Annotated in this window: 23 protein-coding genes and 1 riboswitch; of the genes, 17 read left to right on the top strand and 6 right to left on the bottom strand. The window is 64.4% G+C overall.

Annotated elements, in window-relative coordinates:
* Positions 1-106 precede the first annotated feature (106 nt).
* A complete protein-coding gene (locus CHB96_RS16055) occupies positions 107-1,126 on the bottom strand; it encodes an Rv1355c family protein (RefSeq protein WP_089247966.1) in 1,020 nt (339 codons plus the stop codon).
* Between the two features lie 111 nt (positions 1,127-1,237).
* Entirely contained in the window at positions 1,238-1,570 is a 333-nt protein-coding gene (locus tag CHB96_RS16050) for a winged helix-turn-helix transcriptional regulator (protein WP_089248300.1), read from the bottom strand.
* Positions 1,571-1,730: 160 nt separating this feature from the next.
* Between CHB96_RS16050 and CHB96_RS16045 the strand changes: the two genes are divergently transcribed.
* The 4 genes from CHB96_RS16045 to CHB96_RS16030 all read left to right on the top strand — a co-directional run bounded on the left by CHB96_RS16045 (position 1,731) and on the right by CHB96_RS16030 (position 6,495).
* Positions 1,731-2,564, top strand: a complete 834-nt coding sequence (locus tag CHB96_RS16045; RefSeq protein WP_089247964.1) for a class I SAM-dependent methyltransferase — start codon at positions 1,731-1,733, stop codon at positions 2,562-2,564.
* Between the two features lie 159 nt (positions 2,565-2,723).
* Positions 2,724-4,052: an MCE family protein gene (locus tag CHB96_RS16040; protein WP_089247962.1), complete on the top strand. Its 1,329-nt coding sequence runs from the start codon at positions 2,724-2,726 to the stop codon at positions 4,050-4,052.
* A 65-nt stretch (positions 4,053-4,117) separates the two neighbouring features.
* Positions 4,118-5,479 (top strand): DUF3533 domain-containing protein, encoded by a 1,362-nt coding sequence (locus tag CHB96_RS16035; RefSeq protein ID WP_089247960.1) that lies wholly within the window; start codon positions 4,118-4,120, stop codon positions 5,477-5,479.
* A gap of 86 nt (positions 5,480-5,565) precedes the next feature.
* The gene (locus CHB96_RS16030; RefSeq protein ID WP_089247958.1) at positions 5,566-6,495 is read left to right on the top strand and encodes an aldo/keto reductase; all 930 of its coding nucleotides are present in this window, start codon (positions 5,566-5,568) and stop codon (positions 6,493-6,495) included.
* Positions 6,496-6,545: 50 nt separating this feature from the next.
* Here the strand turns inward: CHB96_RS16030 and CHB96_RS16025 are convergent, their stop codons facing one another.
* Together CHB96_RS16025 and CHB96_RS16020 are read right to left on the bottom strand one after the other, a co-directional pair.
* A complete protein-coding gene (locus CHB96_RS16025) occupies positions 6,546-7,568 on the bottom strand; it encodes a LacI family DNA-binding transcriptional regulator (protein WP_089247956.1) in 1,023 nt (340 codons plus the stop codon).
* A 124-nt stretch (positions 7,569-7,692) separates the two neighbouring features.
* On the bottom strand, positions 7,693-9,201 hold the full coding sequence (locus CHB96_RS16020; protein WP_089248298.1) for a PucR family transcriptional regulator: 1,509 nt from the start codon (positions 9,199-9,201) through the stop codon (positions 7,693-7,695).
* A gap of 128 nt (positions 9,202-9,329) precedes the next feature.
* Here CHB96_RS16020 and CHB96_RS16015 point away from each other — a divergent pair, with 128 nt between their 5' ends.
* Positions 9,330-10,784, top strand: coding sequence for an NAD-dependent succinate-semialdehyde dehydrogenase (locus CHB96_RS16015; protein WP_089247954.1), 1,455 nt, complete (start codon positions 9,330-9,332; stop codon positions 10,782-10,784).
* Between the two features lie 14 nt (positions 10,785-10,798).
* On the opposite strand, the gene CHB96_RS16010 is transcribed toward CHB96_RS16015, so the two are convergent.
* Both CHB96_RS16010 and CHB96_RS16005 read right to left on the bottom strand, forming a co-directional pair.
* Positions 10,799-11,956, bottom strand: a complete 1,158-nt coding sequence (locus CHB96_RS16010) for an alpha/beta fold hydrolase (protein ID WP_089247952.1) — start codon at positions 11,954-11,956, stop codon at positions 10,799-10,801.
* Between the two features lie 81 nt (positions 11,957-12,037).
* On the bottom strand, positions 12,038-12,826 hold the full coding sequence (locus CHB96_RS16005; RefSeq protein ID WP_089248296.1) for a PIG-L family deacetylase: 789 nt from the start codon (positions 12,824-12,826) through the stop codon (positions 12,038-12,040).
* 131 nt (positions 12,827-12,957) lie between these two features.
* Between CHB96_RS16005 and CHB96_RS16000 the strand changes: the two genes are divergently transcribed.
* The 12 genes from CHB96_RS16000 to CHB96_RS15945 all read left to right on the top strand — a co-directional run bounded on the left by CHB96_RS16000 (position 12,958) and on the right by CHB96_RS15945 (position 21,807).
* Entirely contained in the window at positions 12,958-14,604 is a 1,647-nt protein-coding gene (locus tag CHB96_RS16000; RefSeq protein ID WP_089247950.1) for an FAD-binding dehydrogenase, read from the top strand.
* 87 nt (positions 14,605-14,691) lie between these two features.
* On the top strand, positions 14,692-15,099 hold the full coding sequence (locus CHB96_RS15995) for a nitroreductase family deazaflavin-dependent oxidoreductase (protein ID WP_089247948.1): 408 nt from the start codon (positions 14,692-14,694) through the stop codon (positions 15,097-15,099).
* 14 nt (positions 15,100-15,113) lie between these two features.
* Positions 15,114-15,743: an NUDIX hydrolase gene (locus tag CHB96_RS15990; protein ID WP_371829022.1), complete on the top strand. Its 630-nt coding sequence runs from the start codon at positions 15,114-15,116 to the stop codon at positions 15,741-15,743.
* A gap of 66 nt (positions 15,744-15,809) precedes the next feature.
* Positions 15,810-16,421, top strand: coding sequence for a CDP-alcohol phosphatidyltransferase family protein (locus CHB96_RS15985; RefSeq protein WP_089247946.1), 612 nt, complete (start codon positions 15,810-15,812; stop codon positions 16,419-16,421).
* The gene (locus tag CHB96_RS15980; RefSeq protein WP_089247944.1) at positions 16,414-17,268 is read left to right on the top strand and encodes a DUF881 domain-containing protein; all 855 of its coding nucleotides are present in this window, start codon (positions 16,414-16,416) and stop codon (positions 17,266-17,268) included. Before CHB96_RS15985 ends, CHB96_RS15980 begins: the two co-directional genes overlap by 8 nt.
* Before the next feature lie 74 nt (positions 17,269-17,342).
* Positions 17,343-17,681 carry a small basic family protein gene (locus CHB96_RS15975; protein WP_089248292.1) on the top strand — a complete coding sequence of 113 codons (339 nt, stop codon included), beginning with the start codon at positions 17,343-17,345 and terminating at the stop codon, positions 17,679-17,681.
* Between the two features lie 4 nt (positions 17,682-17,685).
* Positions 17,686-18,420, top strand: a complete 735-nt coding sequence (locus tag CHB96_RS15970; RefSeq protein ID WP_245865759.1) for a DUF881 domain-containing protein — start codon at positions 17,686-17,688, stop codon at positions 18,418-18,420.
* A gap of 45 nt (positions 18,421-18,465) precedes the next feature.
* Positions 18,466-18,870 carry a glycine cleavage system protein GcvH gene (gcvH, locus tag CHB96_RS15965; RefSeq protein ID WP_089247942.1) on the top strand — a complete coding sequence of 135 codons (405 nt, stop codon included), beginning with the start codon at positions 18,466-18,468 and terminating at the stop codon, positions 18,868-18,870.
* 179 nt (positions 18,871-19,049) lie between these two features.
* Entirely contained in the window at positions 19,050-19,547 is a 498-nt protein-coding gene (gene odhI, locus CHB96_RS15960; RefSeq protein WP_089247940.1) for an oxoglutarate dehydrogenase inhibitor Odhl, read from the top strand.
* Entirely contained in the window at positions 19,544-20,281 is a 738-nt protein-coding gene (ftsR, locus tag CHB96_RS15955) for a transcriptional regulator FtsR (RefSeq protein WP_089247938.1), read from the top strand. Before odhI ends, ftsR begins: the two co-directional genes overlap by 4 nt.
* A 112-nt stretch (positions 20,282-20,393) precedes the next feature.
* The gene (locus CHB96_RS15950) at positions 20,394-20,867 is read left to right on the top strand and encodes a bifunctional nuclease family protein (RefSeq protein WP_089247936.1); all 474 of its coding nucleotides are present in this window, start codon (positions 20,394-20,396) and stop codon (positions 20,865-20,867) included.
* Positions 20,868-21,207: 340 nt separating this feature from the next.
* A complete protein-coding gene (locus tag CHB96_RS15945; RefSeq protein ID WP_089248288.1) occupies positions 21,208-21,807 on the top strand; it encodes a MerR family transcriptional regulator in 600 nt (199 codons plus the stop codon).
* Positions 21,808-21,820: 13 nt separating this feature from the next.
* Positions 21,821-21,918, top strand: a riboswitch (glycine riboswitch).
* Positions 21,919-22,018: the final 100 nt, after the last annotated feature.

The following is a 22,018-nucleotide window of genomic DNA, read 5'->3' as shown; positions in this document are numbered from 1 at the left end:
AACGAACACTACCTAGAGAGCACTGGCTCGGGCGCTGACATGCCATGCAGTGTCGGCGTCGTCACCCGTTCGCGGGGGTGGCACCGGCGACACCCACACCGAGATCTCAGGGTCGTGTGAGCGGATCCTCACCGAGTTTCAGAAGCTCGTCGAGATCGATGCGCCTGCGACCGGACGGGAGTGGTTCACCCCGCCCGAATGCTCGTACGGCTGCTGCCAGCGTGGCCCCACCGAGCGCCACGTCGCTGCCGAGCTGCGGCCAGGTGGACAGGGTCGAGCCGATGAGCGGTACCGACGCTGCCATTCGAGCAGTGATCTTGGTGGGATCGAGCAGCGACGCGGCCGCCGCGGTCTTCTGTTCGGCGGTCAACTGCGAGTACTGGGCGGGGTCGAGATCCGGCATGAGCCCGTGCAGCAGTGGTCGCTCCGGTTCGAGATCGAATCGTTCGACATCGAGCACGCCGCCGTCACTGGTTTCCATCATTACCGGGATACGTCGCTGCCGCGCGTGTTTGCGGACCAGCAGCTTGATTTCCAACGAGTCGCATTCTTCGATGACGAGATCCAACCCGTCGACGAACTCGGCGATCGATTCTCCTGTGATGCCTTCGCTGAATACCGATACCGGAAGGTAAGGGTCCAGTTCGGCGATGCGTCGTGCCGCGAGGACGGATTTGTTGAGTCCCAGGTCCAGGATGGAGGCTGGAACTCGGTTGAGGTTGGACAGATCCAGCTCGTCGAAGTCGGCGAGACGCAACTCCCCACACAGCCCCTCCAGCGCCAGGGTATGGGCGACCGCGTGCCCGACGCTCAACCCGACAACCCCGATCCGAAGGCCCCGAAATGCGAGTTGTTCATCGGCACTGATCTTGTTGCGGTTCCGGTCCAGGCGCAGGCGGTGAAACGCGTCTGGTCCGAGGATCCGCGCAACCGTCCGTCGCCACGGGTAGTGCACCCATCGGGTTGGCTCGTCGAGTCGCTCCGCCGGACTGGGAAGCAGTTCTGCAAGCGATGTCTGCTGTTGTTCCACGGTGTCGACAACCGCAATGGTCGGGTCGTTCAGGAGGCGGTCGAGATCCTCGTGGTCGCCATGAACAGTCACATCGAAAACCCGATGCTCGGACACCCTTACCTCCAGAAGTCATGCGCACTCTGCCGCAGAGCATTGTTACTCCTGGATCATTCCGTATCCAGGTCGCGGAATCCTCGCGACACGGTCGAGCGGGGTACCGATTTGTCAGGATCGAGCCGACGCGTCGTCGGTGCTCTCGAGCCATCTCGCACCCCACGCGCCGAGTGCTTCGACGACCGGCCGTAGATCGCGCCCGGCCTCGGTGAGTACATAGTGGACGTCGCCGTCGACCATGCTTTTCCGGACGATCCCGGTGATCGCCAATCGGTGCAAGCGCTTGGACAACACGCTCGGAGACACCTCAGGGAGTTGTCGGCGGAGTTCGTTGAACCGCTTGCTTCCCAGAACGAGTTCACGGACGACGAGTAGTGTCCACCGCTCGTCGAACAGCTCCATCGCCTTGGCTGCAGGACACAGCAGATGGTCGGTCGCCCCCATGAGCCGCATGCTACGACGGGTCAGCGGTGACCGACAGAGTCGTTCGGTCAGCGTTTCAGGGGTCGGCGGTACGGATTCAGTACTGGAGCTGGCTGGTGCGCCTCTTCTACCATCGACTCGCAGACAATTCAACTACCGATTGCATGGGAGGAGAAATGTCATGTCCGAATCTGTGGACACCGTAGCGGCCGACCGCGCACTCAAGTCAGCTCACCGATCGATGTGGGGGATGGGAGACTATCCCGCAATTGCATCCGAGGTGGTCGGCGAGCTCGGACCCGTGCTCGTTCACGCGTGTTCGATCTCTCCGGGGCAACGAGTTCTCGACATAGCTGCGGGCAGCGGAAACGCGTCGCTGGCCGCGGCTGCGTGCGGTGCTCATGTCGTCGCATCCGATCTGACGCCCGAGTTGTTCACCGAGGGTCGACGCCTGGCCGCGGAGCGTGGGCTCGACGACATCGAATGGACAGAGGCGGATGCCGAGGCGCTGCCGTTCGCCGACGGCGAATTCGATGCCGTGCTGTCGTGTATCGGGGTCATGTTCGCGCCGCACCACCGAGTCGCGGCGGACGAACTGACCCGAGTCGCGCGACCCGGAGCGTCGATCGGGCTCGTCAACTGGACGCCGACCGGCTTCATCGGGCGAATGTTCGCGACGATGAAGCCGTACGCGGCCCCGCCACCTCCGGGAGCGCAGCCACCTCCACTGTGGGGTGACGAAGCACACGTCCGCGAATTGTTCGGTGATCGTGTGGTCGATCTCGAGTTCAGCACGAACCGGTTGGCCATCGACATGTTCGAGCGGCCGGCCGACTTCCTGGAGTTCTTCAAGGCGAAGTACGGACCGACAATCGCGGTCTACAACCGCATCGGCAGTGAGCCGGACAAGGTTCATGCCCTGGACGAAGCCTTGAAGGACGAGGCCGAGGAGGTGTACCGAGGGGGAGCAATGGAGTGGGAGTACCTGCTCGTGACCGGCCGTCGGGCTGGTTGAACACCGTAGTCCTGCAGTCGATTCACAGTAGGACGACTCGGCCGGGAGGTAGGCCGTCGGATCACTCCCGTTTGTCAGTGTGACCGACGGTTACATTAATATCCACGGAATGACCGCACATCACTGGTTCGAGTCGTCCCGTCGGCAGGACGTCGTCGCGTGATCGACTCACCTTCTCCGTTGAAGCGACGTTCGCTCGGAGTGCTGCTCTTCGTGATGATTCTGGTGTTCGTGGCGTGGTCGATCACGTCGTACGAGAAGACGTTCCAGAAGGTCGTCGGCATCGACCTGATCACCGATTCGGTCGGAAATGCCTTGCCTGTCGATGCGGACGTGAAGGTGCGCGGCCTGATCGTCGGAGAGGTTCGCTCCGCGACCAGCGTCGACGGTGTCGTCACCGCACACTTGGCGATCGACCCCGAACACGCCGGGTCGATTCCGTCGAACGCGACCGCCCGCCTGCTGCCGAAGACCTTGTTCGGTGAACGTTATGTCTCGCTGATACTCCCCGACGGCCCTGCGGCAGAACCCATCGCGGAGGGCGCTGTCCTGAAACAGGACATCAGCGGCAGCGCCATCGAGGTCGGCGAATTGCTGGACAATCTGTTGCCGCTGCTCGAAGCGGTTCCACCGCAGGATCTGTCGAATACGCTGGGTGCGTTGGCGCAGGGACTGACCGGTCGCGGAGCGGAACTGGGATTGACGATCGATCGGCTAGAGCACATCTTCGGTGGTCTGAACACCGAGCTGCCGAACATCCGGGAGGATCTGCGAGGTCTGGCGGACCTGTCGCAGACGTACTCGGACGCGGCGCCACAGTTGGTCGATGCACTCGACAATCTGACAGTGACGGGCAGCACGCTGGTCGAGCAGCGTCCGGCGGTCGACACATTGATCGCGTCGCTGACATCGACCGGTTCGACGTCAGCGGACTTTCTCCAGACCAATGCAAGCAACCTGGTCGGCATCGCCGCTGATTCTCGTCAGGCACTCGAACTCCTGGCTCGGTACTCGCCGACGTTCGGATGCACCTTCTCTCAATTTGTTCCGATCGTCGAACGAGCACAAGACGTCATCGGCGTCGGCGACGAATACCGGGGCATCAACGTCACGATGCCGATCGTCAACCCGAAAGGCCGCTACCTGCCCAATCAGGACGAACCGAGATTCTTCGAGGACCGCGGGCCGCGATGCTACGAATCGGCGAACAACGAAGCGGGCGAGTTCTTCCCGCAGTATCCGGGAGGCTCGATGAACGACGGTTCGTACCAGGTGCCGTCGAGAAACCCGGGGCCGCAGGATATCCCGGAGTTACCCGCGCCCCAGTACTCGTCGGTTCCCAGCGCATACGAGGGTTCGGACTTCGAACGAGACACACTTGCCGTGATCTACGGCGAGGCAGGGGGAGTTGCACCTCAGGAAATTCCGTCGTGGACCACCACCCTGGGCGCGCCCGCCCTCAGGGGGACAGAAGTAGGCTTCCGATAGTCGGCGCTCGATTCCGCCGACCGGCACGATGCGCCGCGAACCACACTGCGTCGAAGGAGTCCTTGATGGCGGACGAGGTGCCCGAGCACGGGCGAGGTGAACGAGCCGAGAACACGACCGAGCCCGACACCGCAGACCGGCTGGCCCGCACCGCGATTCGTGGGCCGAAGTTGTGGTTGGCACCCGTCCTCGTCGTCTCGCTGCTGATGTCCGTTCTGGCAGCGGTGTACATGGGCGGAATCCTCGATCCGAAGAAGAGCTTGCACGACTTCCCGATCGCCCTGGTGGTCAGCGACGAGGGCGACGTTCTCCCGACGGGAGAGCAGGCCAACTTCGGCAATCAGATTCGTGATGGGCTCGTCGCAGGTATCGATCCGAACACGGTCGATCTGCGCCAGATGGGGATCGCGCAGGCTCACGACGAGCTCGACAGCGGCGAGGTGTTCGGTGCCATCGTCATTCCCAGCGACTTCACCAAACGTCTGTCGATCCTGGCGGAAGCGAGTGTGGTCGCCGGTGACGTCGACAAACCCGTCATCACCGTCTACACCAATCCGCGGGCAGGGACACTCGGCTCGTCGCTGTTCAGCGCGATCGGCGATCAGGCGCTCGGGGAAGCCAACACCAAGGTCGGACAGCAACTCACGGAATCCGTCCAGGCGCAGCTCGCGGCTGGCCAGTCGATGTCGGGCGCCGCGGCTCTGACCCTCGCCGATCCGATCGACATCATCGTCACCCCACACGATCCGCTCCCGGACGGAACCGGTCTCGGTCTGTCCGCGTTCTACTACGCGCTGTTGCTGTTGCTCGCAGGCTTCACGGGAGCAATGGTCGTCAGCGCGTTGGTCGACAGCGTTCTCGGTTTCACGCCGACCGAATTCGGTCCGTTCTTCCGACACACCCGTGCGGCGCCGATCAGCCGGTTGCAGACGATGTTCGTGAAGTGGGCGCTGATGGCGATTCTCGGAGTCGTCGTGTCCGCGCTGTACCTGTGGATCTCGACCGCACTGGGTATGCCGTCGTCGCACTCGCTGCTGTTGTGGATGTACGGCGCGCTGGCGATCACCGCGGTCGGTGTCACCGCGGTGTCGATCGTGTCGGTGTTCGGCACGCTGGGGCTGCTGATCAACCTCATTCTGTTCGTGGTGCTCGGGCTGCCGTCCGCCGGCGCCACGGTCCCGATCAGCGCTGCGCCCAGATTGTTCGGCTGGCTGGCCCAGTTCGAGCCGATGCATCAGGTGTATCTGGCTGTGCGAGCCATTCTGTACTTCGACGCGCGATGGGACGCGGGGCTGGGGCACGGTGTCACCGCGACGCTGATCGGTACCGCGATCGGTCTCGTGTTCGGTTTTGTCGTCGTCCGGTTCTACGACCGGAAAGGCTTCGAAAGGCGCGACGGTACGCTCGTCACCTCGAGGGAAAGTTGATGGGTCGCCGTCTTGTAGCGGCCATCACGTGCCCTGAATAATCGGCAAGGACCGTTTCTCATCTCATCGGGAGTCGACGAAAATTCATGCAGTACAACATTCTCGGTAGAACCGGGCTGAAGGTCTCCGCTGTATCGTTCGGAACCTCGCCACTCGGCGACATGTTCGGCAGCGCCGACGAAGCGACAGCGCTCGATGCGGTCCATTGCGCCGTCGATGCGGGTATCAACTTCTTCGATTCGTCGCCGTATTACGGTCAGGGCCTGGCCGAGCGTCGACTGGGCCGCGCCGTCTCAGGAATTCGCGACGAGGTGCTGATCGGTACGAAGGCCGGTCGCAACGACGCCGCCGACTTCGACTTCTCTCCTGCCGCGATCCGGGCGAGCCTGGAACGCAGCCTCGAATTACTCGGCACCGATTACGTCGACGTGTTCCAGTTGCACGACATCGAGTTCGTGTCGCTCGATGGCGTGTTCGGCGACGCTTACGCCGAGCTCGTGACACTGCGCGACGAGGGCAAGTGCCGCTTCATCGGAATGACCGGGTATCCCATGCGCACGCTCACGCGGGCAGTGACCGAGACCGATCTCGACGTCGTGTTGTCGTACGCGCACTTCACATTGCTGAACACCGAGCTCGAGACCGTGCTGGCTCCGGTCTGCCGCGAGCAGGACACCGCGGTGATCAACGCTGCAGCAGTCGGTCTCGGCTTGCTGACCAAAGCCGGACTGAAGATCGACCTGCCTGCACCTCGAGCGATTCTCGACGCGGCACGAGCCGTGTCGGAACTGTGCTCGTCGCGTGGGGTCGACGTGTCCTTCCTCGCGAATCAGTTCTCCATCCAACGATCCGGATGTGCCACCACCGTGATCGGAACGACGAAGGCGAAGAACTTGGATGCGGCCGTCGACGCCGTCACCGCGCCGATCGACGACGAACTGCTGGCCGACGTCCTCGCCATCACGGCAGACGTACGCAGCACGTCCTGGATCAGTGGCCTGCCCGAGAACAACTGAATCAACGGTGTGCTGCGAGAGGAGATCTCGCAGCACACTGTCCTGGCACGTCAGCGACCGGGCATGTTGTGCGGAGTGATCACGTCGATCTTCGAGCGCACGGTACGAACGGTGCCGGGCAGAGCTCCGTGGAACATCATGATCGACCGTGCCGCATGCCGCATGTCCTCGCGCAAGTCGTGATGCAGCACGGCCGTCAGATGGCCGGTCTGCAGAAGAGCTCTGTTCTCCTGCGCCAGATCGTGCCCGATGAAGACTTCGCATTCGCGACCTGCGGCCGCGAAAGCATCGAGGATGCCGGAATTGCCACCGCCGATCGAATACACCGCCCGGATGTCCGGACTTCGGGTGAGCTCGTCGGCGACCAGGACCCGTGAGGTGTCGTCGAGGCCGTCGGTGTCCGAGATCTCGACGACGCGTCGGCAAGCGTCCTTGGCACGTATGGCAACCCTGAAGCCCATTTCTCGCTCTTCCTCACCTCGGAAGAAGTTGCGGCTCGTCATGACGAGCACCGCCGCATCGGAATGCCGCAGCCACTGCGACATCAGATACGCCGCTGTACTTCCCGCCGCGCGATTGTCCATTCCGACATAGGCGATGCGGTTGCTCGCGGGCACATCCGTCACGAGTGTCAGGATCGGCACACCAGCTGCCGTGACTCGATCGATCGCCGCGGCGACAGCCGGTGTGTCCGGCGCCTTCAGAATGATTCCGTGACTTCCCTTGGCCGCCACGGAATCCAGAGTCGCGACGAGGTCGTCAGGGGGCCAGCCCTCACGGAGATGGAATCGAGCGCGGATCGCCGCCGGTCGCAGACCCGGCAACTCTGCTTCGAGCGACTCGCGTACCAGTCGAGAGAACCGGTTCGGAGTGTCCATCACGACATCGACCATGAACGTGCGCCCGGACAGTCGCAGCTGAGTCCGCTGTCGGTCCAGGTCGGCAATCGCCTGTTCGACCTGCAGGATCGTCCCCGCACGGACGCCGGGTCGCTTGTGTAGAACGCGATCGACCGTGGCTTCGCTGACGCCCGCCTGCCGTGCGATTTCTCGGACCGGATACGGGTGGGGCATCGCGCAGACTCCTGAGGGGTTTCCGACGGATCCATGGTGGCTGGTTATGACGATAGCCGCGCGGAACGTACTGGGCCGCATCCGGTCTGTCCCGCACACGCATATGCATGTGCGGACCAGGGGGCTAGCGCGTGGCGTCGACGGCGAGGATCGACAGCAGCAGCTCGGCGCGGACGCGCGCATGGCCGAGGTCGATACCCAACACCTGCTCGATGCGGCCGATGCGTCCGCGCAGTGTGTGACGGTGGACGCCCAACTGGGTTGCGGCCGCTTCCCATCCGCCGTTCGCCTCGAGAAATGCGCGCAGCGACGGCAGAAGATCACCCGCGTGTGCTTCGTCGTGATCGGCAAGCGTGGTGACGGTGCTTCCGGCCAAAGTCACCAACGCGGCGCGTGCCGGTTCCGATGCAAGAAGGAGCGATCCGTGAGCAGTACGGAAGTCCACCAGCCTTCCTTCGCGGCCCGGAGCGGCGAGCTTCAGCGCCAGACGTGCCTGTTCGAGCGCTGTTCCGGAATCGCTCATGGCCTGATCGGTGCTGACGCCGGCACGAACCGACGGATGATCGGGAAGCAATCCTTCGACGAACTCGGTGTCGTCCTCGCCGTACAGCAGCACGACCGTGGCATCAACGCCGTCGGAACGCTCGAACAGCTGCCTGCCGACCGATGCCAGTGCCTGGTCCACGTGGTCGACGACGCCCGCTTCGGGGTCCGCAGCGATCGCCAACACTCGTACCCGACCTCGCGGATCGGCGGCGTCTCGGAGGTAGTCCGGGATGTGGCCGTCGTCGAAGCGGCCGTCGAGAAGTAGTCCGGTCGCTGTCGCATGCAAGCGTGTCTGCTCGGCACGCAGACGTGCAGGCTTCTCGACCTCGAGTGTCAGCAGCGACACCGCATGACCGAGCAGCACCTGTTCGACGCCGCTCACCGGTCCGGACGTGACCATTGCAAGATGACCCGCAGTAGCGCGTGACAGTCCGACCGGCTGAACCGTCAGCGTTCGGCCCGGCTCGCTGATCGAGATCGACGCCGCTTCCGGAGTTCGTCCGTCCGCCACGACCTCGCGCGTCATGGTGACCAACTCCCACGCAGCGGCCGGATAGACCGATTCCGATCGCGGACCGACGAAGACGACCTCGGTCCCCGTCGCCACGGCGAGCTCCCGGATCAACGCGTCGACGCCACCGTGCAGCGCAGCCCGCGTGATCCGCGCTTGGACCTTGGCTGCGCGAAGCACCTCGTCGTAGTCCTGCTCGGCGATTCTGTTCATCACCGTGCGAACGACGGCAGCGAACGGCGTCGGATACGGCACTTCGAGAATGGGCAGCCCGACGTCGTTCGCTGCGGACAACAGCGCCGCTGGAATGGTCCTGTGCGACAACCCTGTTCCGAATCCCACGCACGCGACGCCCGCGGCTTCGAGTCGTCGCACATAGTCGCCGGACGCCTCGGCGCCGGAGTCGAGACCTAGTCCCGTGGTGAGCACGAGTTCACCTCCGGACAGCCACGGGCTCGGGTCGGACAATTCGGTCGCATGCACGAACGAGACAGCCCGAGATCCGCGCGTCGGCCCTCCTCGGTGCGTCAGCTCGAGATCCTTCTGCGCCAACAGCCATGCAATGGACACGCTCACACGCACGACACTAATACGTTGATGCCGAAATGGAGTGTCGAGGACGTGTCACCTGTACAGATTGTCGGCACCCCGGCGTCGTCGACAGGCAGATACTTCCTTGTAGGTATCCGCAGAAAGGCGCACACATGACCGTCGCACCAGATCCGATCTCCTCCGTTCCCACCGACCTGTGGCTCGGCGGGAAGCAGACCCCGGCGTCGGGAGCGGCACGGTTCGCCGTGCTCGATCCTGCGACGGGCGAGGAACTGACCACCGTGGCCGACGCCACGTCGGCCGACGCGATCGAGGCCCTGGACCTGGCGTCCGCCGCGCAGGCGTCGTGGGCGGCGACTCCCGCGCGCGAACGCTCCGACATTCTCCGGCGAGCATTCGACCTGTTGTCCTCGCGCGTCGAGGACTTCGCCGCCGTCATGACAGCAGAGATGGGCAAGTCCCTGAAGGAAAGCCGCGGTGAGGTCGCCTACGGCGCCGAGTTCCTGCGATGGTTCTCCGAGGAGGCCGTCCGCATCGGTGGGCGATTTGCACAGGCACCGGCCGGGAACGGGCAGATTCTCGTGACCAAGAACCCTGTCGGCCCTGTCCTGGCCGTCACGCCATGGAACTTCCCGCTGGCCATGGGAACCCGCAAGATCGCGCCTGCACTCGCGGCGGGCTGCACGGTCATCGTGAAGCCCGCCGAGGACACACCGCTGACCATGCTTCTTCTCGGTCAGGTGTTCGCGGACGCCGGCCTGCCCGCTGGTGTGCTGTCGATTCTCCCGACGTCCGACGCCGCTGCCGTCAGTGGGCCCCTGATGGACGATTCACGACTGCGCAAAGTGACCTTCACCGGGTCCACCGGCGTGGGCAAGCTTCTCGTCAAGAATGCCGCTGACCGTTTGCTTCGGACGTCGATGGAATTGGGCGGCAATGCGCCCTTCATCGTGTTCGACGACGCCGACATCGATGCGGCGGTGGACGGCGCAATGCTGGCGAAGATGCGCAATGGCGGTGAAGCGTGCACCGCCGCCAACCGGTTGTACGTCGCCGACACCGTGCGAGAAGAGTTCACAGCCAAATTGACCGAGCGCATCGCTGCACTCACCGTGGGGCCCGGCCACGCGGATGGCACGGACATCGGTCCACTCGTCAACGCCAAGCAGTTGGCGACTGTCACGGCACTCGTCGACGACGCCGTCGCCAAGGGTGCACGGGTGCGCACCGGTGGTAGTGCGCAGGGTGGAGCCGGCTTCTTCTTCACCCCGACTGTGCTCGACGACGTGCCTGCAGACGCTCGTCTCCTGCGCGACGAGATATTCGGGCCTGTCGCCGCAATCGTCGGGTTCGGCACCGAAGACGAAGCAATCGCCGCGGCGAACGATACGCAATACGGACTCGTATCGTATTTCTACACACGTGATTTGGACCGCGCGATGCGTGTGTCCGCGAAACTCGACGCAGGCATGGTCGGCGTCAACAGGGGAGCGATCTCCGACGCCGCTGCGCCCTTCGGCGGCGTCAAAGAGTCCGGCTTCGGTCGCGAGGGTGGCTCGGAAGGCATCGACGAGTATCTCGAGACGAAGTACATCGCGCTGCAGTGACGGCGGACGGGTGATCAACCCGGCGACGTCGTGCGAAGAACGACGTCGCCGGCCAGAGGACTCGCGCCGCGACCGGACGCGAAGACCCTCGTTTCCAGAAAGGGCAGGACCCGCGAGACGACGGCTGCGTTGTACGTCTCCGGTTCCTGCCTGGGGTTGGCATGGCCGGTTCCCGACATACGCACCACGCGGAGTTGGCCGTCCGAACCGCCCACGCGCTCGAACAGAATCGACTGGGAGTAATCGACGTCGACGACTGCATCGGCTCGACCGATCGACGGCCGCATGAATACGACTGCGGGGGAGGGCTTTCCGCGAACAGGACGGGTCAGCGCGTCGAGGTTGTCGAGTGCGCCGGACGCGACGATCGTTCGGAATTGCGACTCGATGAACCCGTTGCTCGCGGCCGAACGGTTGAGAATCTTGTCTCGAAGAACTTCGTCGAACGCGTCGACGGCATTGCTCCACTCGATGCGCGGATACCACGACGAATGCAGATCGACGAAACGATCCGACCGAGCCGCCATCTCGACAACGGTTCGTAGAGTGCGACTTTCGCGCGCACCCGGCAGCCACCCGATCCAGCGGAGCAAGTTCTCGCCTGCGTCCCTACTGTCACTGCGGACCGCATGCAGGTCGAGGGGTGTGCAGTCCAGGACGATTCCAGTCAGCCGAACACCGCTGTCCTCGTACAGGTGTTGGGCTACTTCGAGCGCGACCACTCCGCCCATGCTGTGGCCGACCAGAACGACGTTGTCGACGCGTGCGGTGGCGGCACGTTCGGCGATCAGGTCACTGATGACCTTCGTGTCGATACCGCGATTGTCGTACCGCAGTGCCCACACACGACCGATCCGGTCGAATGTCGGGAGCGAGACTGCGGTCGGAGCTGCGTCGACATTGCCCAGACCGACCATGTCGACGACGGCCGTCGCTCGGTCGGCCGGGTCTGCCGCGTCGAACACCTGATTCAGCTGGGGGCTCGTCGAGGCCAATCTGCGTTGCTCCGGCGCGACGTCGTGAACCCAGTACTGGCCGACGACGATCAGGACGGGAATCAGTGCAAGCGACAGACGAAGTAGGGCGCGACGCGTCCGCCCGAGCACGATCCAGTCGTGCCCGAGCCGTGTCCGCGCCAGCCTGTCCCGGCGCAGCCGGTCGTCCCAATGCACGAAAAATCGACTCTCCGGGCCCACTCGATCGACAAGTACGGTCGCACACCACCGTACGCGCTGCGGGGGACCTGCCGCCGGTCACGACGATCGGAACGGATCCACCTGCGCACGGCCCATCAAGCTTCGATGTACGAACCATTCGGTGCCCAACGCAGCGCGCCTGTCTGCGTCGTCCATGGCCGCGAATCGGCTTGCGCCACCGCCGCGTTCGATTTCGGATTCGTGCGCAGAGAAGGCCGCCCACTTGGTCTCGAACCAGGCGCCGACATCCACCGTGACGGTGACGAGGTGGTCGTCGACACCCGGGATTCCAGGACCGGGCGGGGGTGCGGAACCACCGAACAACGAGGCCCACATTCCCTCGACCGCGCTGCGCGGAAACGTCGCGAAACACAGGTGCGACGCGGCCCACGGTTCCCCGGAGTCGGGGTAGAGCTGAGGGTGGCTCGCAGCCTCCACGGCGGCGATCGTGACGCGGTGGGCGTGCACATGATCCGGATGTCCGTACGAACCGAACGCGTCGTACGTGACGACGACATCCGGCCGGAAGGAGCGAATATGGCCGACGACCTTGCCGACGGCCTCGTCGAACGGCGCCTCGCAGAATTTCACACCGTCGTCGAATGCGTAGTCGGTGTACCCGAGCAACCGTGGTTCTCCGGCACCGAGGATCTGCAGAGAGCGACGGAGTTCGTCGACGCGTCTGCTGCCGTCACGCCACGTACAGGTGACGACAGCGGTTCTGCCACCGTCCTCTGCGGTGCGGGCAAGCACCCCTCCGGTGAACAAGGCCTCGTCGTCGGGATGGGCATGAACGCACAGAACACTCGGCACGGATCGGTTCCGCTCGGAATGTCGATCGGGCATGGCGGCTACCTTCCGGTCGGCGTCGACAGCAGAGTAGTTCATCTCGGCAGGCGTTCGGCCTCGATGCGATGGCTGCGGCGTCTACAGTCGGACACCGACAAGGGCGAGTCGCGGGTGCAGAAGGGGCGGACATGGTCGATCGGAAGGCAGACGTCGTGGTCGTGGGGGCCGGTCTTGCCGGTCTTGTGGCGACCGCCGAGCTGGTGGCGTCGCGCAAGCGCGTCATCCTGGTGGATCAGGAAGGCGAGGCGAACCTCGGTGGTCAGGCGTTCTGGTCCTTCGGCGGACTGTTCTTCGTCGACAGCCCCGAACAGCGCAGGCTCGGAATCAAGGACTCACGTGAACTCGCGCTGCAGGACTGGATGGGCACAGCCGCGTTCGACCGCGAAGAGGATCTCTGGCCGCGGCGATGGGCCGAGGCATACGTCGACTTCGCTGCAGGCGAGAAGAGGAGCTGGCTGCGCGAACGCGGCCTGAAGATCTTTCCGCTCGTCGGCTGGGCCGAACGAGGTGGTTACGGCGCCACCGGCCACGGCAATTCGGTCCCCAGATTTCACATCACGTGGGGAACCGGACCCGCACTCGTCGACATCTTCGCCGACATCGTGCGTCGAGGCGTCGCCGACGGCCTGGTGACTCTTGCGCATCGGCATCGCGTCGACGACATCGTCGTCACCGACGGCGCCGCCACCGGCGTACGAGGGACCGTGCTCGAACCATCCGACGCGCCGCGAGGGGTTCCGTCGTCACGCCTCGGCGTCGGAGAGTTCGAGTTCGACGCGCCCGCGGTGATCGTCACCTCCGGAGGAATCGGCGCGAACTGGGACCTCGTCAAGAAGAACTGGCCCGAGCGAATGGGTCCGGCGCCGAAGCACATGTTGACCGGAGTGCCGGCACACGTCGACGGCCGCATGCTGCAGATCACCGCCGATGCAGGCGCGAGCGTCATCAATCCGGATCGCATGTGGCACTACACCGAAGGCATCACCAACTTCGACCCCGTGTGGCCGAATCACGGAATCCGCATTCTGCCCGGGCCGTCGTCGCTGTGGCTCGACGCGAACGGCCGACAACTGCCCGCTCCGCTGTTCCCCGGGTTCGACACCCTCGGCACTCTCGAGCACATAGTGAAGACCGGATACGACTACTCGTGGTTCGTTCTCGACCAGAAGATCATCGAGAAAGAGTTCGGACTGTCCGGGCAGGAACAGAACCCGGATCTGACGGGCAAGAGCGTACGAAAACTGCTCGAGCGCGTGCGGTCCGGTGCGCCCGGCCCCGTCGAGGCGTTCAAGCGGCGCGGTGAGGACTTCGTCGTCGCCGACTCGGTGCGGGATCTCGTCGCGGGCATGAACCGGATCGGTGACGTGCCGTTGAAGGCCGCCGATGTCGAACGGCTGATCGCGGCTCGTGATCGGGAGATGGACAACGACTTCAGCAAGGACCTGTCCGTCTCGGTGATCCACGCCGCGCGTAAGTACAAGGGCGACAAGGCAGCTCGCATCGCCGCACCTCACCGCATGACCGATCCGGCGGCGGGCCCCTTGATCGCCGTCAAACTCCATCTGCTCACCCGAAAGACGCTCGGAGGACTCGAAACCGACCTCGAATCCCGGGTGCTTCGCCGTGACGGGACACGGTTCGACGGCTTGTTCGCGGCGGGTGAGGTGGCGGGTTTCGGTGGGGGAGGCGTGCACGGCTACCGATCGCTGGAGGGCACATTCCTGGGGGGATGCATCTTCTCCGGGCGTGCGGCGGGCCGCGCTGCGGCCGGCTGAGAAGGACACACCGGCTTTCTTGCGTGGACGGGCAGGTGCGCTCGGTACAGTGAATCGCACCTGCCAGACGTAGCCGAGGAGTGTCCGATGGCCGATTTCAACGAGCAGATCATTGCGGAATTCCGTGCGAATCACGGCAAGGTGGGCGGTCCGTTCGAGGGCGCGCCGCTCCTTCTGCTCCACAGCATCGGAGCCAAGTCCGGTGCCCGACGGATCAGCCCGGTGATGTACCTGCCCGACTCCGGGCGTTACGTGATCTTCGCGTCCAAGGCAGGTGCCGACACCAATCCGGACTGGTACCACAACCTCAAGGCGAATCCGGACGTCTCGATCGAGGTGGAGGACACGACTGTCGACGTCGTCGCGTCGGAGATCGTCGGTTCGGAACGAGACGAGCTCTATCGTCGGCAGGCCGAGCTGTACCCGGGATTCGCGGACTACGAGAAGAAGACGTCCCGCGTGATCCCCGTCGTCGCGCTGACAGCGAAGTCCTGACGGCGATCTCGTCCGTGACCCCATCTGCGGACCCGACCGACGACCGACTCGAACCAGACAACGTGACCCGAGCGCTCGCGTCGTTCGTGTCCTCGACGATCGATGCTGGATCGAAGCGCGCGGCAGCAGTGGCACTTGCGATCGCAGGCCCGCCCGGTGGCCGTCGGCTTCTGCTGACCAAGAGGCCTTCCCGCCTGCGTGCACATCCCGGGCAGTTCGCCTTGCCGGGAGGTGGCCTCGACCCGGGCGAATCCGCAGCGGAAGCCTGCCTGCGCGAACTGCAGGAAGAGCTCGGTCTCGTCGTAACACCCGATGCCGTTCTCGGTCGCCTCGACGACTACGCGACCAGATCGGGATACGTCATCAGTCCATTCGTCGTCTGGGTCGGCGACCGCCTCGACGAGCTCGCACCCAACGAGGACGAAGTAGCGATCGTGTACGAGGTCGACGTCTCCGAGATCGACACGGACCCGCGATTCGTATACATCGAGCAATCGGAGAAGCCGGTCATCCAGTGGCCGTTTCGCGAATCACTCGTGCATGCACCCACCGGTGCTGTCGTCCATCAGTTCCGGGAGGTCGTACTTCGAGGACGACACACCCGCGTGGCAGACTTCGAACAACCGGTGTTCGCGTGGCGGTGACGCATCTGCCCAGATCGCGTCCCTCGTGACCGTCGTTCGACCAACAGGGAATCGAGGTGCGACCCAATGGATACGTCCGACACCGATCGGGGCGATCGAATCCTGACCGTTCCGAACGTGCTGAGCGCGATGCGGCTGCTTCTGATTCCGCTGTTCCTCTATCTGTTGTTGGTTCGGCACGCGGATGGTCTCGCGCTCGCCGTGTTGCTGGCGAGCGGCGCCACCGATTGGCTCGACGGAAAACTGGCGCGCGCGCTCGACCAGTCGTCCAGGCTCGGCGCACTGCTCGATCCGTTGGTCGACCGACTGTCCGTCGTGTCCGCATTGGTAGCGTTCGTCGTTCGTGGAATCATCCCGTGGTGGGTCGCCGCATTACTGATCGGACGTGACGCCGTCCTCGCAGGCACGATGTTCGTGTATCGGCGCCGCGGCCTACCGCCGCCCGACGTCATCTACCTCGGCAAGGCAGCCACGTTCGTCATCATGATCGCGCTTCCTGTTCTCCTGGCTGCAACCGGCGAGTCGACGGTGGCCACCGTGATGGCCCCGATCGGGTACGCGCTGCTGATCTGGGGCACAGCGCTCTACACCTGGACGGGGATTCTCTATACCTACCAAGCGGTGATGGTCGGAATGAGCACCCCGGTGACGACGGGCAGGCCGACGCCTCATGCCTGATGCCCGACGGCGAAATCCCGAGCCTTCGTTGCTCCGATATCTGACGTCGGAGCACCTCGACCCGGGTTACGCCGCGGCGCACGAATCTCGCCATGGACGGAGGCGACGCTCCACCCGGACGACGGTGGCGTGGACTGCGGCCGGGGCGCTGCTCGTCGGGTCGGTCTTCGGCCTCGCACTCACTCAGGTTGCGGCACACCCGTCGGAGGCTCCTGGCATACAGCGCGATGCGCTCGACACAGCGCGCGCGGCCTCGACACGCGCCGACGAGCTCGAGGCACAGCGCGCCGAACTCGACACTGCGGTCGGGCGCGCACGTGAGGACGCGCTCCAAAGCGGCGGTGAGGGTTCCGACGTCCTCGCTGCACTGAGAACCGCCGAGGACGCGGCGGGCGCGACGGCGGTGACGGGCCCGGGAATGAGCGTCGTGGTGTCCGAGCCGCCTTCTCCTGCAAGCCTGTCCGACGCGTCGGCCCGCCCGCGAGGCTCGTCGGCTGCCACCGTGCTCGACCGAGATCTTCAGGTCGTCGTCAACTCGTTGTGGGCAAGCGGTGCAGAGGCGGTGGGGGTCGGCGGAGTGCGGATCGGTCCCGGAGTCACCATCAGGCAGGCGGGGGGCGCGATGCTCGTCGACAACCGACCCGTGTTCGCCCCGTACACGATCTCGGCGATCGGCTCGCCGACGCAACTGCAGGCACGGTTCTCCGTCAGCGATGCCTATCTGCGAATGTCGGCTCTGTCCCAGCTGTATCGGGTCGGGTTCGACGTGCGAGCCGACACCGAACTCGATCTGCCTGCGGCGACGACACGTCCGGTGACCCTGGCGCGTCAGGAAGGCACCCGGTGACCGACGGACATCACACCGATTCGGCCGACCGCAGAGACGAGCCGGGCGGCGAACGGAGGCGCCGTGGCGGGAGCCTGATCCTGCTCGCGTTCGTGGCGCTCGCGGTCGGGATCGCCATCGGCAGTGTCGCGAGCCCCGAAGTGCCCGACGCTGTCGCACCTTATCTGCCGATCGCCGTCGTCGCAGCGCTGGACGCGGTGTTCGGGGGCCTGCGCGCCTACCTCGACGAGATCTTCGACGCGAAGGTTTTCGTCGTCTCGTTCGTCTTCAACGTCGTCGTCGCTGCTTTGATCGTCTGGCTCGGCGACCAACTGGGAGTGGGCACCCAGTTGTCGACTGCGATCGTCGTCGTTCTCGGCATCCGAATATTCGGCAACGCGGCGGCACTGCGGCGTCGCCTCTTCGGAGCGTGACACGGTGACACAGCAGGGACGCCACGAAGTGCATGCGCCGACGCGTCGGCGATCGGTGGTCTTCGGATGTCTCGCCGTCCTGCTCATGGCGATTCTCGGAATCGGCCTCGCAGCACAGGTACGTGTCAACGACAGCGAGGACTACCTCGATTCCGCGCGGCCGGCCGACCTGCTCGTCGTATTGGACAACCTGGGCCGTCGCGAAGCTGCGATTCGTGAGGACATTGCAACCTTGCAGAACACCTTGTCGACGCTCCAGAACCAGAACGGGGGATCGGGTGCCGCGCTGGAGGAAGCGCGGGCGGAACTCGACGCTCTGTCGATCCAGGTCGGCTCGGTCGCGGCCACCGGTCCCGGCGTCGTCGTCACCATCACCGACCCGCGCACCGGTGTCGGGTCGGAGGTGTTGGTCGACGCGGTGCAGGAGTTGCGCGCTGCGGGTGCCGAGGCACTGCAGATCGCGGGCGGCAACGGCGAGACGGTTCGTATCGGAATCGACTCCTGGATCGCAGGTTCCGCGGGATTCATCGTGGTCGACGGCCGTGAGATGGCAGCTCCGTTCGTTCTGACCGCCATCGGAGATGCAGCGACATTGTCGGCGGCACTCGACATTCCGGGAGGTGTCGTCGACACGGTCGCTCGGAACGGCGGCGAGTGCGCAGTGTCTCAATCCGAGCAGGTCACCGTGTCCGCCTTGCGAGACCCGCGATCACGTCAATACGCTCAGCCCGGAAACTAGCTCCTTCCTTCACGGACGGAGTGCCACCCGAAAGGAATCGTCGAGTTGAGCGACAACGCGCCATCCGCCGACTTGCTGTACACCCCGGAGCACGAGTGGGTGCTGCGTACTGGTCCGACGACGGTCAGGATCGGCATCACCGACTTCGCGCAGGGACAACTCGGTGATGTCGTGTTCGTGCAGCTTCCGTCGGTCGGTGACGAGGTCACCGCGGGTACCTCTCTCGGCGAAGTCGAATCCACGAAGAGCGTGTCCGACGTGTTCGCACCGCTGACCGGCAAAGTCGTTGCAGTCAACGAGGATTTGGACGCCGGACCCGAGAAGGTGAACACGGGTCCGTACTCCGACGGCTGGTTGGTGGAGTTGGAAGTCGACACCGAAGCGACACTGAACGAAGCGGTGTCACAGATGCTCGACGCGGACGGATATGCTGCCATTACGGCCGGGTAACTTCGCGGGAGCGGACTGGAGAAACGGTCTACACCCGTGCTCGTGCGCAGGGTACGGTCGTTGGTGTGTAGATGCCGTGTCGGGGGCACAGGTCCGCAAGAACAATTGAACGTGAAAGCTGTCTACTGCGAGACCCGAGGTGTTCGTCGCCCGGGTGATCGGACTGAGAAGGAGAAACGGTGAGCGAGAACGACAACGACGGCATCTACGGAGAGTCGCCGGCGGAGACCACATCGGTCTTCCGCGCAGACTTCCTTCAGGAGCTGGACAACTCGGCGACGAGTCAGACTTCCGAAGCTCCGGTGTCGGGTGTGGAGGGCCTCCCTGTCGGGTCCGCGCTTCTCGTCGTGAAGAGAGGCCCGAATGCCGGCTCTCGTTTTCTGCTGGACCAGCCGACGACCTCGGCCGGTCGGCACCCCGACAGCGACATCTTCCTGGACGACGTGACCGTGAGCCGTCGTCACGCGGAGTTTCGTCAGGACGAGGACGAGTTCCAGGTCGTCGACGTCGGCAGCCTGAACGGCACGTACGTCAACCGGGAGCCTGTCGACTCGGCTGTTCTGGCCAACGGCGACGAAGTACAGATCGGAAAGTTCCGCCTGGTGTTCCTCACCGGGCCTCGCGGCGGTGCCGGGTCTCAGGTCGGCGAATCGTCTGCGGGTGCGGGCAGCCAGTGACCGCCGTCGGGCAGCAGTCTCCCGGGGGGATGTCGATTGGCTCCGTCCTCGATCGACTTCGGCCCGACTTTCCTGACGTCACCATTTCGAAGATCAGGTTCCTCGAAGCGGAGGGGCTGATCTCGCCCGAGCGCACGCCGTCGGGCTATCGGCGGTTCTCGATCGCCGATTGCGAGCGGTTGAAGTACGTTCTGACCGCTCAACGAGATCAGTACCTGCCGCTCAAGGTGATCAAGGAGCAACTGGAGGCCATCGACAGCGGGGCGGCGCGTGTCGAGCGCGCCGAACCCGCACCGCGTCGTCCACGCACTCTCAGCGTGGCGAAAGGCGAGGTGTCTCCCGAAGAATTTCTGGCCGACCGCGAGGTGCGGGTGAGCAAATCCGACCTCCTGGAACGGGCAGGTATCGAGGATTCCTTCCTGACGGAGATGATTCGCGCCGGTTTGATCACTCCGGGGCAGGCGGGTTTCTACGACGAAGCCTCCGTCGTGCTGGCGCGCACCGCTCATGCAATGTTGCAATTCGGACTCGAAGTGCGGCACTTGAGAGCGTTCAAGTTGGCCGCCGACCGTGAGGCCGGTCTGGTCGCCCAGATCGCGGGACCCGTCGCGAAGAGTCGTGACGCGGGCGCGCGAGACCGAGCAGAAGAGATGATTCGCGAACTGGCCGCCCTGTCGCTGACACTGCACACGTGTCTCGTCAAGGCGGCCGTGCGTGGTGCCCTCGATCGTTGACGGATGAATGTCGGCGGACTCCACTGCGACCGCCGACTTCCAATAGACTCAGGTTGCAGTGGACGGACCCAGACCTGCGGCCCGATTTCAACGCGTGTGGGAGGCAGTCACCATGAGTGAGATGCGAGTCGTCGGTATCAGGGTCGAGCAGCCACAGAACCAGCCGGTTCTCCTGCTTCGTGAGTCCGACGGTGATCGGTACCTGCCGATCTGGATCGGGCAGACGGAAGCAGCGGCCATCGCGTTGGAACAGCAAGGTGTCCAACCAGCCCGTCCGCTGACTCACGACTTGATCAAGGATCTGATCGGCGCCCTCGGGCACACCCTCAAGGAAGTCCGGATCGTGGATCTTCAAGAGGGCACGTTCTACGCAGATCTGGTGTTCGACAAGAACGTTCGCGTGTCGGCCAGGCCGTCGGACTCCGTTGCCATCGCATTGCGCGCCGGCGTCCCGATCTACGCCGAGGAGCCGGTGTTGGCCGAAGCTGGGTTGCTGATGCCCGACGAGCGCGAGGACGAGGTCGAAAAGTTCAAGGAGTTCCTCGAGTCGGTGTCGCCCGACGATTTCAAGGCCACGGGCGGTTAATACGTCCGTTTCGATAACGGAAGAGTCTCAACCTCAACTTTAGGTTCAGGTTTACGGCGCGTTGCATTGATTCGTCGTGTCTCGGGTCATAACGTTCCGCCTGTGAGTTCCGCTCGGCGATCCCATGTCGTCGATTCGCGCCGGGGAGTACTCTGGCCTGGTACGCGGAATGGACCTCACGCGGCAATACGCCGGGAGTGCAACCGGCCGGATCGCACGAAAGAGCGATCCGTGCGCAGTGTCGAGACATCCGAAGAGGGAGCAGTCAGTGGGAGATCAGCCGCAGGAACGCCGCCACGGTTCAGCGACCGACACGCAGGGCACCGCTGAAGCGGACACGGTGGACTCCGCGTCACCCGGCACGACATCTCGGTCCGCCTCGCAAGCCGCCGTTCCGGACTTTCAGCCGGGCCTCTTTCCGGACGATTCCGTCCCCGACGATCTCGTGGGCTATCGAGTGCCCAGCGCCTGCCAGATAGCCGGTATCACGTACCGACAGCTCGATTACTGGGCACGCACCGGCCTCGTCGTCCCCTCCATCAGGAGCGCTGCGGGATCCGGTAGTCAGCGGCTCTATTCCTTCAAGGACATGCTCGTCCTCAAGATCGTCAAGCGTCTACTGGACACCGGGATCTCGCTTCAGAACATCCGCGTCGCTGTCGATCATCTGCGCCAGCGTGGCGTCGGCGATCTGGCGAACATCACTTTGTTCTCCGACGGCACCACGGTGTACGAATGCACGTCCGCCGAAGAAGTCGTCGACCTGCTGCAGGGCGGTCAGGGTGTGTTCGGCATCGCCGTGAACGGCGCTATGCGTGAGCTCACCGGTCTCATCGCGGACTTCCCGGCCGAACGCGCCGACGGAGGCGACTTCGAGGCCACTCCGGAAGACGAACTGGCGTCACGCCGCAAGAATCGCGCGAGCCGCAAGACCGGTTAGACTCGTCGGACGTCGCGCTTGCGCGGGAGAGTTCCGTGGCAGCCGGTCACGGGCGCCGAAGGAGCAACACCTCCCCGTCAATCTCTCAGGCACACGGACCGTGCGAGCCTCGACGTCTCTGGAAAGTGATGGGACAACCCATCCGCCCAAGGGGAAAGGCCGTCGACGTCGGAGTCGATCGAGCCGAATCTCTCAGGCGCCCGCCTCGGTG

Origin of the sequence: Rhodococcoides kyotonense (assembly GCF_900188125.1) — a bacterium.
Taxonomy (GTDB): Bacteria; Actinomycetota; Actinomycetes; order Mycobacteriales; family Mycobacteriaceae; genus Rhodococcoides; species Rhodococcoides kyotonense.
Note: the sequence above shows the minus strand (reverse complement) of the source record. Positions and strands in the feature narration are given on the sequence as shown.